This window comes from Rhizobium sp. NPDC092011, assembly GCF_044756305.1.
Taxonomy (GTDB): Bacteria; Pseudomonadota; Alphaproteobacteria; order Rhizobiales; family Rhizobiaceae; genus Rhizobium.
The window spans coordinates 926717-942445 of record NZ_JBIVSO010000002.1; the positions used below are offsets into that span (position 1 = coordinate 926717).

12 protein-coding genes are annotated in these 15729 nt (G+C 59.2%); 10 read left to right on the plus strand and 2 right to left on the minus strand.

The features are described from left to right. Positions 1-59: 59 nt before the first annotated feature. Positions 60-2372, minus strand: coding sequence for an NADP-dependent malic enzyme (locus tag ACIQJ2_RS12880; RefSeq protein WP_400669149.1), 2313 nt, complete (start codon positions 2370-2372; stop codon positions 60-62). Between the two features lie 343 nt (positions 2373-2715). Between ACIQJ2_RS12880 and ACIQJ2_RS12885 the strand changes: the two genes are divergently transcribed. From ACIQJ2_RS12885 to gndA, 7 genes are all read left to right on the plus strand, one after another. Next, positions 2716-3522 carry a UDP-2,3-diacylglucosamine diphosphatase gene (locus ACIQJ2_RS12885; RefSeq protein ID WP_400669151.1) on the plus strand — a complete coding sequence of 269 codons (807 nt, stop codon included), beginning with the start codon at positions 2716-2718 and terminating at the stop codon, positions 3520-3522. A 166-nt stretch (positions 3523-3688) separates the two neighbouring features. Further along, positions 3689-4906: an MFS transporter gene (locus ACIQJ2_RS12890; protein WP_400669153.1), complete on the plus strand. Its 1218-nt coding sequence runs from the start codon at positions 3689-3691 to the stop codon at positions 4904-4906. Between the two features lie 153 nt (positions 4907-5059). Beyond that, the gene (locus tag ACIQJ2_RS12895; RefSeq protein WP_400669155.1) at positions 5060-6220 is read left to right on the plus strand and encodes an ABC transporter permease; all 1161 of its coding nucleotides are present in this window, start codon (positions 5060-5062) and stop codon (positions 6218-6220) included. Between the two features lie 12 nt (positions 6221-6232). Next, positions 6233-7096: an ABC transporter ATP-binding protein gene (locus ACIQJ2_RS12900; RefSeq protein ID WP_400669157.1), complete on the plus strand. Its 864-nt coding sequence runs from the start codon at positions 6233-6235 to the stop codon at positions 7094-7096. A gap of 9 nt (positions 7097-7105) precedes the next feature. Beyond that, positions 7106-8476 (plus strand): MlaD family protein, encoded by a 1371-nt coding sequence (locus ACIQJ2_RS12905; protein ID WP_400669159.1) that lies wholly within the window; start codon positions 7106-7108, stop codon positions 8474-8476. A 38-nt stretch (positions 8477-8514) separates the two neighbouring features. Beyond that, on the plus strand, positions 8515-9129 hold the full coding sequence (locus ACIQJ2_RS12910) for an ABC-type transport auxiliary lipoprotein family protein (RefSeq protein ID WP_400669161.1): 615 nt from the start codon (positions 8515-8517) through the stop codon (positions 9127-9129). A 488-nt stretch (positions 9130-9617) separates the two neighbouring features. Continuing rightward, positions 9618-11045, plus strand: coding sequence for an NADP-dependent phosphogluconate dehydrogenase (gndA, locus tag ACIQJ2_RS12915; RefSeq protein WP_400669163.1), 1428 nt, complete (start codon positions 9618-9620; stop codon positions 11043-11045). A gap of 58 nt (positions 11046-11103) precedes the next feature. Here the strand turns inward: gndA and ACIQJ2_RS12920 are convergent, their stop codons facing one another. Then, the gene (locus ACIQJ2_RS12920; protein ID WP_199149318.1) at positions 11104-12138 is read right to left on the minus strand and encodes a LacI family transcriptional regulator; all 1035 of its coding nucleotides are present in this window, start codon (positions 12136-12138) and stop codon (positions 11104-11106) included. 462 nt (positions 12139-12600) lie between these two features. On the opposite strand from ACIQJ2_RS12920, the gene ACIQJ2_RS12925 reads away from it, so the two are divergent. From ACIQJ2_RS12925 to ACIQJ2_RS12935, 3 genes are all read left to right on the plus strand, one after another. Beyond that, positions 12601-13839 carry an ABC transporter substrate-binding protein gene (locus ACIQJ2_RS12925; RefSeq protein WP_199149319.1) on the plus strand — a complete coding sequence of 413 codons (1239 nt, stop codon included), beginning with the start codon at positions 12601-12603 and terminating at the stop codon, positions 13837-13839. A 90-nt stretch (positions 13840-13929) separates the two neighbouring features. Continuing rightward, a complete protein-coding gene (locus tag ACIQJ2_RS12930; protein ID WP_199149320.1) occupies positions 13930-14820 on the plus strand; it encodes a carbohydrate ABC transporter permease in 891 nt (296 codons plus the stop codon). 12 nt (positions 14821-14832) lie between these two features. Next, positions 14833-15729, plus strand: coding sequence for a carbohydrate ABC transporter permease (locus tag ACIQJ2_RS12935; RefSeq protein ID WP_400669166.1), 897 nt, complete (start codon positions 14833-14835; stop codon positions 15727-15729).

A 15729-nucleotide genomic window follows, 5' to 3' on the forward strand; every position in this document is an offset into this window, starting at 1 on the left:
TTCGAGACAGTTTTGTCGAATTGCGGCCACCTCGGAGAGGCGGCCGCAAAAGATTTGGATCAAACGAGCTGCGATGCCTCGACCACGGCGAGAGCCGCCATGTTGACAACGCCGCGCGAGGTGACCGAAGGCGACAGAATATGAGCGGGGAGTGCCGTGCCCAGCAGGATCGGGCCGACATGCAACCCGTCAGTCATGGTCTTGACCACGCCGAGGGTTATGTTGGCGGCATCGAGATTGGGGAAGACGAGCAGGTTCGCTTCGCCCGTGAGCGTGCTGTCCGGCATCACGTGGCGGCGCAGGCTTTCTGAAATGGCGCTATCGCCATGCATTTCGCCGTCGACTTCCAGTTCCGGTGCCGCCTTGCGAACGAGCGCCAGTGCCTCGCGCATCTTGGTGGCGCTTTCTGATTCCCGCGAACCGAAATTGGAGTGCGAGACGAGAGCGGCGCGCGGCTCGATGCCGAAACGCTTGATTTCCTGCGCTGCAAGTACGGTGGATTCGGCGATTTCTTCTGCGTTCGGATTAAAAGTTACGTAGGTATCCGTGTAGAAGGTGGCACCGCGCTGCGAGATCAGCAGGCTGAGCGCCGAAAAGTCGCGAACGTCTGGCCGCTTGCCGATGATCTGGCGTACGATGCGCAGATGACGCTCGTAGCGGCCTTCCAGACCGCAGATCAGCGCATCGGCTTCGCCGCGCTTCAGGGCGAGCGCGCCGATCACCGTCGCGTTGGTACGCACGATCGTCCGGGCGGCTTCGGGGATAACGCCGGCGCGGCCGACGAGCGAGAAATAAAGCTCGACATATTCGCGGAAGCGCGGATCGTCTTCCGGATTGATGACGGCGAAATCCGCATTCGGACGGATCTTCAGGCCGTAGCGCTTCAGGCGGGTCTCGATGACGGAAGGACGGCCGATCAGGATCGGGATTGCCGTGCCTTCTTCGAGCAGAACCTGGGCTGCGCGCAACACGCGCTCATCTTCGCCTTCGGAGAAGACTACGCGCTTGCGCTCGGCAATCTTCGCAGCGGCAAAGATCGGCTTCATGATGAAGCCGGAGCGGAAGACGAAGCGGTTGAGCTCGTCCATGTAGGCGTCGAAGTCCTTGATCGGACGCAGCGCAACGCCGCTGTCCGCGGCGGCCTTCGCCACGGCCGGCGCGATGCGCAGGATCAGGCGCGGATCGAAGGGCGAGGGGATGAGATAGTTGGGACCGAAGACGGGCGTTTCGCCGGAATAGGCGCGGGCGGCGACATCGGAGGGCTCTTCGCGGGCGAGCGAGGCGATGGCGCGAACCGCGGCCATCTTCATTTCTTCGTTGATCGTCTTTGCGCCGCAGTCGAGCGCGCCGCGGAAGATATAGGGGAAGCAGAGAACGTTGTTCACCTGGTTCGGGAAATCGGAGCGGCCGGTGCAGATCATCGCATCGGGACGGGCAGCGCGTGCCAGGTCCGGCATGATTTCCGGCGTCGGGTTGGCGAGCGCCATGATCAGCGGCTTTTCCGCCATCTGTTCGAGAAGCTCCGGCTTCAGCACGCCAGCGGCGGACAGGCCGAGGAACACGTCGGCACCGGGAATGGATTCGGCCAGTTCGCGCTTGTCGCTGTCCTGGGCATAGATCGACTTCCATTCGTCCATCAGGACGTTGCGGTCCTTGTAGACCAGGCCCTCAATATCGTGGACCCAGATGTTTTCACGCTTGGCGCCAAGGATGACGAGCAGGTTGAGGCAGGCAAGTGCTGCGGCACCGGCGCCGGAGGCGACGATCTTGACGTCTTCGATCTTCTTGCCGGCCAGTTCCAGTCCGTTGAGGATGGCGGCGGCGACGATGATGGCAGTGCCGTGCTGGTCGTCATGGAAAACGGGGATTTCCATCTTCTCGCGCAGGCGCCGCTCGACGTCGAAGCATTCCGGCGCCTTGATGTCTTCCAGGTTGATGCCGCCGAAGGTCGGCTCGAGCGCGGAGATGGTGTTGACCATCTCATCGACTGTAGGGGCCGCGACCTCGATGTCGAAGACATCGATGCCAGCGAACTTCTTGAAGAGAACGGCCTTGCCTTCCATGACGGGCTTGGAGGCCAGCGGGCCGATATTGCCGAGGCCGAGCACCGCAGAGCCGTTGGAAATCACGGCAACGAGGTTGGCGCGGGACGTATAATCGGCGGCGGTCTCGGGATTGTCACGGATTGCAAGGCAGGGAGCGGCAACGCCCGGGGAATAGGCCAGCGCTAGATCGCGCTGGTTGCCGAGCGGCTTCGTTGCCTGAATTTCAAGCTTGCCGGGGCGGGGATAACGATGGAAATAGAGCGCCTGTTCGTCGAAGTTGCCACTCGCCATGTTCTTGGCTGCTTTCGAATTGTCGTTCGTATCCATATGCGTCTCCATTCCAGGCGTGTGCTTCGAGTCCCTGCATACATCAATCGCTTGGCGTTCACAGTACGCAATTGACGTCGCTGGGCGTTTTTGCCGCGATCAATGTCTTGATCGGCTGCGTGACAGGCCACTTGCAAGAGCGAAACGGTGCGAAACACTTATCCGCTTTAGGCCCACCATTTTCATGGCTTCTCGCTCTGGTTTCAGTCGTGTGGCCACGAGCGTCCGAATCGGCCCTTAGAACCGCCAAGCACAGGGTTTGTCATCTTCCTGAAACACGAGTCTGGTTTTGGATTAGGTAAGGCTAGGATAGGGCACGGACATAGAGTTCGTGAATGAAAACATGGACACCCGGCGATTCCGCACATTGTTCATCTCTGACGTTCACCTCGGTTCGAAAGCTGCCAAGGCGGATTTTCTGCTCGACTTTCTCCGCCATCACGAGGCCGATACCATCTACCTCGTCGGTGACATCGTCGATGGCTGGCGCCTGAAGCGAAACTGGTATTGGCCGCAGGATTGCAACGACGTGGTGCAGAAGCTTTTGCGCAAGGCGCGCAAGGGCACCCGCGTCGTCTACATTCCCGGCAATCACGATGAATTCCTGCGCGATTTCCCCGGTATGCACTTCGGCGGCATCGAAGTGGTGCAGCGCGCCATGCATGAGACTGCAGACGGAAAGAAGTATCTCGTCCTGCACGGCGATGAATTCGATGTCGTCGTTCGCAACGCCCGCCTGCTCGCCTATCTCGGCGACTGGGCCTATGACATGGCCATCCTGATCAATATCGGCCTTGCGGCGGTGCGTCGTCGTCTGAACATGCCCTACTGGTCCTTCTCAGCCTGGGCGAAGCTGCAGGTGAAGCACGCGGTCAACTTCATCGGCGAATTCCAGCGCGTGGTTGCCGAAGAGGCCAAGCGCAACGATGCCGATGGCGTGATCTGCGGTCACATCCATCATGCCGTGATCGAAGATATGGATGGCGTGCAGTACATCAATACCGGAGACTGGGTGGAAAGCTGCACGGCGATTGCCGAGCATGAGGACGGCACCTTCGAACTGATCACCTGGCGGACAATCCTCGAGGCGCAGTCCGTCGGCGCTTCGATAGAGGAGCTGCCGCAGTCGCTGGGCGCTCAGGCCGCGTGACTTCGTACCTGTTCACGAGCTTAATAATAGGCTGTCATAAATATTGACCGTCAGGAAAGGCCGAGACGGCCGAACTTTTTCGGAAACGTTACAGTTCGACCATTTCTCGCCATAGTCGTGCTCTCGATAGAGTGATAGGGACAAATGAGTTCCCTTCAGGTCTGTCATGATTCCCGCGATAAAATCTTTCCAAGGTGAGGGTGCGCCTCCGTATTTCCGCTTGCGCACCGCTTTGTCCTATTGTGCTCCGTTGTTCGTCAACGGCATTGCCTTGCCGTTCTTTCCCGTCTGGCTGGCGGGGTTGAACTTCAGCGATCACGAGATCGGACTCGTGATTGCGGTGCCGATGGTCGTGCGCGTTCTCGTTACGCCGATCATCGCCGTGCTTGCCGACCATATGAAGGAACGCGCCGATGTACTGTTCTGGTCCGGCGGCCTGTCGCTGCTCACAGCAATCGCGCTCTACTGGACCAGCGACTTCTGGCCGGTCCTGCTCGTCTACGGCATTCAAGGGGCAACCTATGCGCCGTATATTCCGGTGGTCGAATCCATCGCAATGTCCGGCGTACGGCGTTGGGGCTTCGATTACGGCTCGATGCGGGTCTGGGGGTCGATCACCTTCATCATCTCGACGCTTCTCGGGGGGCAGATGATCGGAATGTGGGGCGGTACGATGGTGCTCCCCGTAATGGTCGCGGGCTTCGTGCTGACGATGCTGATGGGCCTGGTTTCGCCGCGCATCGGACCGACGCGGCGACGCAATCAGCCGATCAACCTGCAGGCGCCGACCGGCAGCCTGCGTTCTCCGCAATTGCTCATCACCATGATCGGCGTCTCTGTGCAGCAATCGAGCCATGCGATGCTCTATACATTCGCATCGATCTATTGGCGCAAGCTCGGCTTTTCCGGCACGGAGATTGCGGTTCTCTGGAGCATCGGCGTCGCAGCCGAGGTGATGGTATTCTTCTTGTCCAAGACCTTGAATCGCCGGTTCAGCGCATGGACGCTTATTTTCTTCGGCTCGACCGTCTGCGTCCTGCGCTGGATCCTGTTTCCGGTCAATTTCGGCTTCCTGGGCTATTTCCTGCTGCAATGCCTGCATTCCTGCACATTTGCCTGCGTGCACACCGGCGTTCAACGCCGCATCGTCGCATCCGTCCAGGAAACGCAGGAATCATCGGCGCAGGGCGCCTATTATTTCTATAACGGCATGTTCCTCGGCCTGATGACGCTGGCCTCCGGCTATCTTTACGCCTGGCTCGATCTCTACAGCTATTATGTCATGGCTGCATTGGCCGCTTTCGGTCTGGCCATGGTCATCGTCGCGCGTGGACTTCAGCCCAAAAGCTCTGTTATCGGCGGAGGCGCGCACGGCGTCTCGTGACGCGGATGCAACGAATTCATTTGGATATCAAAAAGCCGTGCCATATCTTGGCCGCGGCGCGGCATAGCAATTTCCTGTGCAGTCGGTGTATTAGACATGGGCGTCGTTCGGGCAATCCGAGTCGACGCCTGTGATGCCAGATCTGAAAGACGCATGAGTTTGAAAGCAGCCGAACAGAAAACCGATGCACCGAGGATCGATGACGAGGGTGATGGCCAAGGGCATCGCTATCGGCTCGAGGGCAATTGGCGTAGCGCCAATGTGCATGGCGTGCTGCGGCAGATCGAGCAGCTCTCGAAGCGCAGCGCCGGCGGGAATGTCGTTATCGATCTCTCCGCACTCTCGGATGTGGATACCGCTGGGGCGCTGCTGATCCGACGGCTGAAGATGAGCCAGGAAGCTCATGGCGCCACCGTGACCATCGACGGCTCCAACCCGCATATCGACGAATTGCTGACCGCCTTCGACAAGGATGCCAGCGAGCAAAGCGCCGCGCCGAAGCCGAAAACATCCCTGGCCGAAAGGCTGTTGGCACCCATCGGCAAGAATGTCTACGACCTGTGGGGCAACCTGATTGCCGCGATGTATATTCTCGGCTCGGCGGTCCGTGGAGCGCAGCTGAAGTTCGGGCGCGGCAGCGGTGTCTCGCCGGCCTCGATCATCAACCAGATCGACCACATGGCCGTGCGCGCCGTTCCGATCATCCTTTTGATGTCGTCGCTGATCGGCGCGATCATCGCCCAGCAGGGCGCATTCCAGCTGCGTTATTTCGGCGCCGAAGTCTTCGTTGTCGATCTCGTCGGCATTCTGCAATTGCGTGAAATCGGCGTGCTCCTCACCGCCATCATGATCGCCGGCCGTTCCGGCAGCGCGATCACGGCCGAAATCGGCTCCATGAAGATGCGCGAGGAAGTCGATGCGCTGAAGGTCATGGGCCTGAACCCTGTCGGCGTGCTGATTTTCCCACGACTTGTCGCGTTGACGGTTGCGCTGCCATTGCTGACGATCATTGCCAACTTCGCTTCGCTTTTCGGTGCGGCGATGGTCGCCTGGGGCTATTCCGGGATTACCGTTGCCACCTTCATTTCACGCCTGCACGAGGCGATCAGCCTTTCCACCGTGATTTCCGGCATGATCAAGGCGCCGTTCATGGCGCTGGTCATCGGTATTGTCGCGGCGGTCGAGGGGTTGAAGGTCGGAGGCAGCGCCGAATCGCTCGGCCAGCACGTGACCTCGTCAGTGGTAAAGTCGATCTTCGTCGTTATTCTGATGGACGGGCTGTTTGCCATGTTCTATGCCGCGATCGATTTCTGAGGGATGGCAGGGATGAGCGCGCTTCACTCGGAGATCCCGTTGGAAACAGATGAGCATGGCAGAGACATCGTGCTGTCGGCACGGGACGTTACGGTCGCTTTCGGGTCGAAAGTCGTTCTCGACAAGTTGAATCTCAATATTTATCGCGGCGAAATCCTGGGCTTCGTCGGCGCATCGGGTGCGGGCAAGTCCGTGCTGTTGCGCACTGTGCTGCGGCTGCTGCCCCGTCGCTCCGGCACCATCGAGATTCTCGGCGAAGACTATGACAAACTCGACGAGAATGAACGCAACCGCCTCGACATGCGCCTTGGAGTGCTCTTCCAGCAGGGGGCGCTGTTTTCTTCGCTGACCGTGAAAGAAAACATTCAGGTGCCGATGCGCGAGTATCTCGACCTGCCGATGGACATGATGGACGAACTGGCGCTGATGAAGATCCGCATGGTGGGTCTGGCTGCCGACGCCGCCGACAAATATCCCTCCGAGCTTTCCGGCGGCATGATCAAGCGCGCGGCGCTTGCGAGGGCCCTGGCGCTCGATCCCGACCTCGTTTTCCTCGACGAGCCGACGTCGGGGCTCGATCCCATCGGGGCAACCGAATTCGACGAGCTGATCGCCAAGCTGCGCGACACGCTCGGTCTGACCGTTTATATGGTGACTCACGACCTCGACAGCCTGTTTTCCGTTTGCGACCGTATTGCCGTTCTCGGACAGAAGCGGGTATTGGTGGAAGGCACGGTTGAGGACATGCTCGCCTGTGATGATCCCTGGGTGCAATCCTACTTCAGGGGCAAGCGCGCACGCTCGATCGTGCCGCGGGAAGACATCAGAGGCCGCAACGACGATAAAGGCGCAGGCGCCTACAGCCGCGAGAAGTGACTGGAGACTATGGAAACCAAAGCCAATTATACGATCGTCGGGTTCTTCACGCTGCTTGTCATCGCGGCGGCCTTCGGTTTCGTTTACTGGATGGCCGAATATGGCCGCGGCGGTCCGATGGTCGAGCTCGTCGTGCGTATTCCCGGTTCGGCAAACGGCTTGAGCGTAGGCTCGCCGGTTCGCTTCAATGGTATTCAGGTGGGTTCGGTACAGGGGCTGTCGATCGACGCCGACGATCCGAACTATTCCTTGGCCTTCACGCAGGTGCGCGCCGATGCGCCTGTCTACACATCGACGAAAGCCATCCTTGAGATCCAGGGTTTGACCGGGGCCGCCTATATCGAGCTTTCCGGCGGCCGTAACGGCGATGAAAACATCCTCAAGCGCTCGATCGACACGGGCAAGCGAGCGGTACTGCTCGCCGATCAATCCAGCGTCACGAACCTGCTGACGACGGCGGACAAGATTCTGAACCGTGCCAATGACACCATCGGCGATATCCAGGGGTTCGTCTCGGATTCGCGCGGGCCTTTGACCGATACGGTGCGCAACGCGCAGAAGTTCTCCAAGGCGATCGCCGACAATTCCGATAATATCGACAAGTTCCTGGCAAGCGTCGGGCAGTTGTCCGATACGTTCAAGACCGTTTCCGTCCGCGTCGACTCGACACTGGATGCAATCGAGAAGCTGGTGCGTGCCGTCGATGCGCAGAAGGTCAATGACGTCATCGCCAACGCCGACCGGATTACCGCGAACGTCGCCGACGCCACGGCGGATCTGAAGGCCACAATTGCAAGCTTCAAGCAGACGGCCGATACCTACAACACTTTCGGGCAGAAGGCGCAGCAGACGCTTGATCGCGTTGACGCGATCGTTGCGCAGATCGACCCCGCCAAAATCAAAGGATCGGTTGACGATATCGCCGACGTGACGAAGCAGGCTCGCACGGCGGTCGCGTCGATACGTGACGTCGCCAACTCGGTCGCCGCTCATCAGCAGGATATCGACCAGACGATCGCCAATGCGCGTGATATTTCCACTAAGCTGAACTCGGCATCCGGCAAGGTCGACGGCATCCTGACCAAGGTTGATTCCCTGCTTGGCAACGACAGCACGCAGTCGCTGTTTGCCGAAGCCAAGGATACGCTCGAATCCTTCAAGAAGATGGCCGACAACCTCAATTCGCGCATTGGTCCCATTGCCGACAACCTGCAGAAATTTTCGAGCAGCGGCCTGCGTGACGCCCAGACGCTTATCAACGATATGCGCGGCACGGTTGACAATCTGAACTCGACCATCACTAATTTCGACCGTAATCCGCAACGACTGCTGTTCGGTGGCGATACGGTGAAGACATATGACGGCCGCGCGCGGCATTGATGAATAGCGATATCTGGTCTCCAGGGGATAAGCGAAATATGGTCGGTTGCGTATCGAGTGAGCGTCGTCAGGTGTGGAAAGCTGTGATCGCATTGCCGTTGCTCGCAGCGCTGCTCGGGAGCTGTGGCACCTCCAGCAATAACGACACCTACGATCTCTCGGGGTCGGCGAGGGTGAACGGGCCTTCCGCCAAAAGCAAACAGATCCTGATTCCTCAGCCGACGGCGTTGCAGGCGCTCGACAGCAACCAGATCGTCATTCGCGTGTCCTCTTCGGAAATCCAGTATCTCGGCAAGTCGCAATGGAGCGACAAGCTCAGCAAGATGGTGCAGTCCAAGTTGGCGGAAGCCTTCGAGAACACCGGCAAGCTCGGTGGCGTCGGCGTACCGGGGCAGGGATTGGCAATCGACTACCAGATCGTGACCGACATCCGCGCCTTCGAGATCAATGCGGCGGGTGGCCAGAAGAGAGCGATCGTCGAAATCTCCGAGAAGATCCTCAACGACCGCACGGGCACGGTGAAGGCCCAGAACGTCTTCCGCAAGGTCGTTCCGGTTAGTGGCGGCAGCAATCCCGACTTCGTCAAGGCGCTTGATGCGGCATTTGCGGGCGTGACGGGCGAACTTGTCGATTGGACGCTACGCTCATTGTAAAGAGAGCCTGGCGAATATCGGTTTGCAGGCATCGCCAGTCGGCGTTTTTCTTTCAACCATCTCCATCTTGGGCCAAGCTTCATGCCGGCGCCGAAGCCCGGAAAAGCATATTTTGCGGGTGACTGACGTAGTCTTGGATCATCCTCCGAACGCAAGCGGTGACGATAGGCACGATCTTCGCGCCCATGGTCGACATGCTGGTTTCCTCCGCTATATCGCTTCGGATGAGCTTACGGCCGGCAAAGCGCATGCGGGTTCTGAAGTGCTAGAACAACGATTCCAGCAACATTCTTGCACAGTCCTGCAAAGCGAACGGCTCGTCGCCCGCGGAGGCTTGCCGTTTTCCGTTCGGAGTGCAACAACACCCCTAACGCAGGGGTTTTGCCGGTCGCGCCAAGCGTCGGAGGTATTGCGTCAAATCGGAGTGGTTGTGTCCTCCCAATCTCCGGGATGGGGCGGCGCAACCAACGGCTTATTGGAGGATTGTCGTGGAAAAGGCAGAAATCGGGCTGATCGGTCTTGCTGTGATGGGATCGAATCTGGCGCTCAACATCGCCGAAAAAGGCAACAAGATCGCAGTGTTCAACCGTACGCCGCAGGTAACGGATGAATTTTACGCCAATGCGGGCGCGCTCAAGGACAAGATCATTCCTTGCAAGACGATCGAGGAGTTCGTCGAGGCGATCCGCCCGCCGCGGCCGATCATCATCATGATCAAGGCCGGTGAGCCGGTCGACCAGCAGATGGCGGCGCTGCAGCCCTATCTCGACAAGGGCGACATCATGATCGACGCCGGAAACGCCAATTTCCGCGATACGATCGCCCGCTTCGACCGCCTCAAGGACACTGGCCTTACCTTCATCGGCATGGGTGTCTCCGGCGGCGAGGAAGGTGCACGCCATGGACCGTCCATCATGGTCGGCGGCACGGAGGATTCCTACAAGCGCGTCGAGAAGGTGCTGACCTCTATCGCTGCGAAGTACAATAACGATCCATGCGTTGCCTGGCTCGGCAATGATGGCGCCGGCCATTTCGTCAAGACGATCCATAACGGCATCGAATATGCCGACATGCAGATGATCGCTGAAATCTACGGCATCCTGCGCGACGGTCTCGGCAAGAGCGCTGCCGATATCAGCTCGATCTTCGGCGAGTGGAACAAGGGCCGTCTGAACTCCTACCTCATCGAGATCACCGAAAAGGTTCTTGCCGCCAAGGATCCGGCAACCGGCAGCGCCATGCCCGATCTCATCCTAGACAAGGCTGGTCAGAAGGGCACCGGGAAGTGGTCGGCCATCGAAGCCCAGAACATGGGAATTCCGGCAACCGCCATCGAGGCAGCCGTTGCGGCGCGCAGCCTGTCGGCCCTCAAGAGCCAGCGCGAAGCTGCCGAGAAGATCTTCGGCACACCTGATTACAAGTTCCCGATCTCGTTTGGTCCCGATCTGCTGAAGGATCTGGAGCTTGCTCTGTTTGCCGCGAAGATCGGTGCCTATGCTCAGGGCTTTGCCGTCATGGCCGAGGCTTCGAAGGAATTCAACTGGTCGCTGCCGATGCCTGTCATTGCCAAGATCTGGCGCGCAGGCTGCATCATCCGTTCGCAGTTCCTGGATGAAATCACCAGTGCCTTCACCAAGAATCCGGATGCGGCGAACCTGATCGTCACGCCGGCCTTTGCGGAAATGGTCAAGGAATCGATCCCGTCGCTTCGCCGCATCGTTTCGGCTGCCACGGCGACCGGCCTGCCTGTTCCGGCGCTGGCCTCTGCGCTCACCTATTTCGATGCCTATCGCCAGGCGCGCGGCACGGCTAATCTGATCCAGGCCCAGCGCGACTTCTTCGGCGCGCACGGCTTCGATCGTGTCGATGGCAAGGATATTCACCACGGCCCATGGGGCAGCGGTGCTCAAGGCTGAGAAAGCTGAAAGATGCTCTTATAAAAGCCCGTCGGAGAAATCCGGCGGGCTTTTTCTATCAGCCCTTCGGCCAGACGGGCGAGCTGATGCTCTGCAGCAGCTCCGGCTCTATGCCGTCGATGCGGGCGATGATGGACTTGGCCAACTCGCGGCCGCCATGGCGGACATCCTCGTAGATCGTGATGATTTCCGGGCGGATCCAGTTCAGCACATCAGTCGATTGCTTCGCGACCATGTCGATGTCGCGGCCGAGGCGGAAACCAGCTGCCTCGATGCCGGCATTGACGGCGATGGCGCCGGCGCCGCTGGAACAGACGATGCCATCGGGCGGATGAGAGGAGCGCATCAACGCCTCGACGCTATCCCTGATATCGGCAAGCGGTGCATCCGTCGTTACTCTGAGAGGGATCTCCTCGGCGCCATACTCATGAAGGCCGATCTGGAACCCGATACGGATGTGCGAGTAGTAGGTCAGCTTGCTGGCGGGCTGCAGCAGGGCCAAGCGGCGACGTCCCTTGGCGACCAGCGCGCGAACCGCCTCGTGCGTAAAGGCTTCGTTGTCGAAATCGTGGAAGGGGTGGACGATACCCATGTCCGTCCGCCCATGCGTGGCAAAGGGCAGGCCGCGCTCGTGCATCAGGCGAACGCGCGGATCGTCCGGCTCCGTGCGCGATATGATGACGCCATCGGCCGAACCGGTGTCGAGGATATAGCGCACCGGCACCAACGGATCCTTGCTGTGCGAGTGCGGCGTGATGACGAGGTGGTATTGCGTGCCTGCCAGAACCTCGGAAATTCCGAAGACCATCTGGCTGGTGAAGCCCATGATTTCCTCGTCGATGCTCAGAACCAGAGCGATGACGTTGGTCTTGCCGGTTCGCAGGCGTACGCCGGCGCGGTTCGGCTGGTAGCCCAACTGCCGGGCGACCATGCGTACGCGTTCCTTCGTTTCGGCGCCGATATCGGGGGCATCCTTCAATGCGCGGGACACGGTGGTAATGCCTAGCCCGGTCATGAAGGCGATCGTCTTGAGTGTCGGCCGCTCGGGTGCCGTCTGCTGCGTGCCGCTCGCTGAAGTCTTCTTATTGTCCATTTCGTCCAAGCTCGCCTCCCGGCCGCCTCCCGCGGCCAATCCGCTTATATTGCTCATGCTCGTGCCGCAAGCATAGATGCGACGCGATCGCTCCGTCGTTAGTGATGAAAACTGTAACGATACAGTTCGATTGTCGAGCGTTATTTTATGAAGACCTGCCGAAGCAATGCTTCCCGGTTGTATTGGCCTGCTTTTCCGAAGATTTTCCCTTCTGCGATGGCGAAACAATGGGATTGGTGGTGTTTGCGGAGAGATTTAAGTATTAATATCAATATATTGATGCTTGTCGCTGTGGAGTTTTCACCGAGACGGGAGCTGTGAGCGCCACGCTTTCCACAGGTCATATTTCTTCTAAGGGTTGTATAATTACGTGCTCTGGAAAAAATCGCGGATAGGCGGTTGCGCACCGAAAATGATTCGACTACGTTTTTCCGGCAACGTTTCAGTGAGGGAGGAGAACTCATGAATATTCGTTTGATGGCTGCCGCTTTGCTCGCATCTGTCGCGATTCCAGCCTTTTCCGCAAATGCGACCGATCTTGAGGTAACGCATTGGTGGACATCGGGCGGGGAAGCAGCCGCAGTTAAGGTTCTGGCCGAGCAGTATAATGCGCTTGGCAAAGATCACTGGGTCGACGGAGCAATCGCCGGATCCGGCTCGACGGCAACGCCGCTGATCGTCAGCCGCATCCTGGGCGGCAATCCGATGGGCGCCACGCAGCTGAATACCGGCCGCGACGCCGAAGAGCTGGTCAAGGCCGGCCTGATGACCGATCTGACCGATCTGGCCGAAAAGGAACACTGGAAGGATATCATTCGCCCCGCAAGCCTGCTGGCATCCTGCACCTATGAGGGCCGCGTCTATTGCGTGCCGCTCAACATCCACTCCTGGCAGTGGATGTGGGTCAACCGGCATGTCTTCGAAGACAATGGCATGAAGGTTCCGGCCAACTGGGATGAGTTCGTGGCCGACGCGCCGAAGCTGCGCGAGAAGGGTATCGTTCCGCTTGCGACTGGCGCTCCATGGCAGGTCGACGGCATGCGCAGCGTCATGCAGATCGGCATTGGCGGCAAGGAAACCTATCTGGCGATCTACCAGAAGAAAGACGCCGACGCCGTGAAGAGCCCCGAAAACCGCAAGGTTTGGGATGCCTTCGCCCAGGCTCGCGATCTGGTTGACGAGAGCTATTCCGGCCGCGACTGGAACGTCGCCACAAACATGGTCATCACAGGCAAAGCTGCCGCGCAGATCATGGGCGACTGGGCGCAGGGCGAGTTTGGCGTCGCCAAGCAGGTTGCCGGCAAGGATTACGATTGCCTGCCGGGTCTGGGTTTCAACGGTCTGCTCGATACCGGCGGCGACAGCTTCTATTTCCCGAAGAACAGCAATCCCGATATTACCAAGGCGCAGCTCGAACTTGCGAGCATGCTCGTATCCAAGGAAACGCAGGTGAAGTTCAACCTCGCCAAGGGGTCGCTGCCGGTGCGTGGCGATATCGATCTGAGCGCGGCCAGCAGCTGCATGAAGAAGGGTCTGGAAATCCTGAAGAACCCGGACAACGTCGTGCCGGGCGTGACCCAGCTGATCGACCCGGATACACGCGGCCAGATGACCGACCTCGGGCTGCAGTTCTTCTCGTCGAAGATGACGGTAGATGAGGCGATCGAAAAGCAGGCCGCCATCTTCAAGCAGGCGCAGTAAGCAGACGACCATCCTATCAATCGCGATGGCCGGCTTGGGACGGGCGAGGGTTCTCGCCTGTCCCGATCCTCGCCACCAACGGAGGTATCGATGGCTAACGCTGTCCGGCCATTTGGTCTGTTCCGCAACCTGAATGCAAAGATCGCCGCCATTCCGATGGTGTTGACGGTGATCGTCGTCTTCGTGGGCTGCACGCTCTGGACCGTCATCTATTCGTTCACAGATTCAAGACTGCTGCCCAGCTCGAACTTCGTCGGTCTGGCGCAATATCAGCGCCTGTGGGGCACCGATCGCTGGAACATCTCGATCGGCAATCTTGCCATTTACGGCGTTCTTAGCCTCGTTTTCGCATTCGTCGTCGGCTTCGTCCTTGCCGTGCTGATGGACCAGAAGATCCGCTTCGAGAATACATTCCGGACCATTTTTCTTTATCCCTTCGCCCTGTCTTTCATCGTCACCGGCCTTGTCTGGCAATGGATCCTCGATCCGGCGCTAGGACTGCCGAAACTGGCGCAGGACATGGGGTTCACATGGTTCAATTTCGCGCTGCTCGGCAATCAGAAGACAGTACTCTACGCACTTGTCATCGCCGGGCTCTGGCAAGGCACCGGTCTCGTGATGGTGTTGATGCTGGCAGGTTTGCGCGGGATTGACGGCGAGATCTGGAAGGCCTCGCGCGTCGACGGCATCCCGGCCTGGCGAACCTATATTTTCGTCGTCATTCCGATGATGCGCGGCGTCTTCGTCACCACGCTCGTCATCGTCGCTTCGGGCATCGTACGCGTCTACGATCTGGTCGTTGCCATGACATCAGGTGGGCCGGGCTTCGCATCCGAAATGCCGGCCAAATATGTCTACGACTTCATGTTCCAGCGTTCGAACCTTGGGCAGGCGCTTGCCGCCTCCACTGTCATGCTGGTCACCGTGTTCATCTTCGTCGTGCCGTGGGCTCTCTACGAGTTCCGCCAGAAGCGCAGATAAGGGAGGCACCAAATGGCACTTGCCACCACAATCGAGCCTTCGGGCGCAAAACCCAAGCGCCGCTTCGCGCCGCGCACCATCATGCTCTACGGCATTCTCGGGCTTGCCGCGCTCTACTACGTGCTGCCGCTCTATGTGATGATCGTCACTTCGCTCAAAGGCATGCCGGAAATCCGTCTCGGCAATATTTTCGCGCCACCGATGGAAATCACCTTCGAGCCATGGGTGAAAGCCTGGTCGCAGGCCTGCACCGGTCTTTATTGCCACGGCATCCAGGTCGGCTTCTGGAATTCGGTGAAGATCCTGGTTCCCAGCGTCATCGTCTCGATCGCCGTTGCCTCGGTCAACGGTTACGCGCTGGCCAATTGGCGTTTCAAGGGATCGGAAGTCTTCTTCACCGTCCTCCTGTTCGGCGCTTTCATCCCGTATCAGGTCATGCTCTATCCGCTCGTCATGGTGCTGCGCGAGCTCGGCCTGTTCGCAACGCTTGGCGGCATCGTGCTCGTGCATACGATCTTCGGCATGCCGATCAACACGTTGCTGTTCCGCAATTATTTCGCCTCGCTTCCGCCTGAGCTCTTCAAGGCGGCGCGTGTCGACGGCTCGGGCTTCTGGCAGATCTTCCTGCGCATCATGCTGCCGATGTCGCTGCCGATCTTCGTCGTCGGCATCATTATCCAGATCACCGGCATCTGGAACGACTTTCTGTTCGGCGTGATTTTCGCCGGCACGCAGAACTATCCGATGACCGTGCAGCTCAACAACGTCGTCAACGCCGTTCAGGGTGTGAAGGAATACAACGTCAACATGGCCGCAACGCTTCTGACCGGCGCGGTGCCGCTTATCGTCTATTTCGTGTCCGGACGGCTCTTCGTCCGGGGCATCGCCGCCGGCGCAGTGAAGGGTTGA

Coding starts and splice junctions, on each gene's coding strand:
- ACIQJ2_RS12880 (WP_400669149.1), bottom strand. CDS start 2,372: ATGGATACGAACGACAATTCGAAAGCAGCCAAGAACATGGCGAGTGGC.
- ACIQJ2_RS12885 (WP_400669151.1), top strand. CDS start 2,716: ATGGACACCCGGCGATTCCGCACATTGTTCATCTCTGACGTTCACCTC.
- ACIQJ2_RS12930 (WP_199149320.1), top strand. CDS start 13,930: ATGGCTAACGCTGTCCGGCCATTTGGTCTGTTCCGCAACCTGAATGCA.
- ACIQJ2_RS12910 (WP_400669161.1), top strand. CDS start 8,515: ATGGTCGGTTGCGTATCGAGTGAGCGTCGTCAGGTGTGGAAAGCTGTG.
- ACIQJ2_RS12905 (WP_400669159.1), top strand. CDS start 7,106: ATGGAAACCAAAGCCAATTATACGATCGTCGGGTTCTTCACGCTGCTT.
- ACIQJ2_RS12935 (WP_400669166.1), top strand. CDS start 14,833: ATGGCACTTGCCACCACAATCGAGCCTTCGGGCGCAAAACCCAAGCGC.
- ACIQJ2_RS12920 (WP_199149318.1), bottom strand. CDS start 12,138: ATGGACAATAAGAAGACTTCAGCGAGCGGCACGCAGCAGACGGCACCC.
- ACIQJ2_RS12900 (WP_400669157.1), top strand. CDS start 6,233: ATGAGCGCGCTTCACTCGGAGATCCCGTTGGAAACAGATGAGCATGGC.
- ACIQJ2_RS12890 (WP_400669153.1), top strand. CDS start 3,689: ATGATTCCCGCGATAAAATCTTTCCAAGGTGAGGGTGCGCCTCCGTAT.
- ACIQJ2_RS12925 (WP_199149319.1), top strand. CDS start 12,601: ATGAATATTCGTTTGATGGCTGCCGCTTTGCTCGCATCTGTCGCGATT.
- ACIQJ2_RS12895 (WP_400669155.1), top strand. CDS start 5,060: ATGAGTTTGAAAGCAGCCGAACAGAAAACCGATGCACCGAGGATCGAT.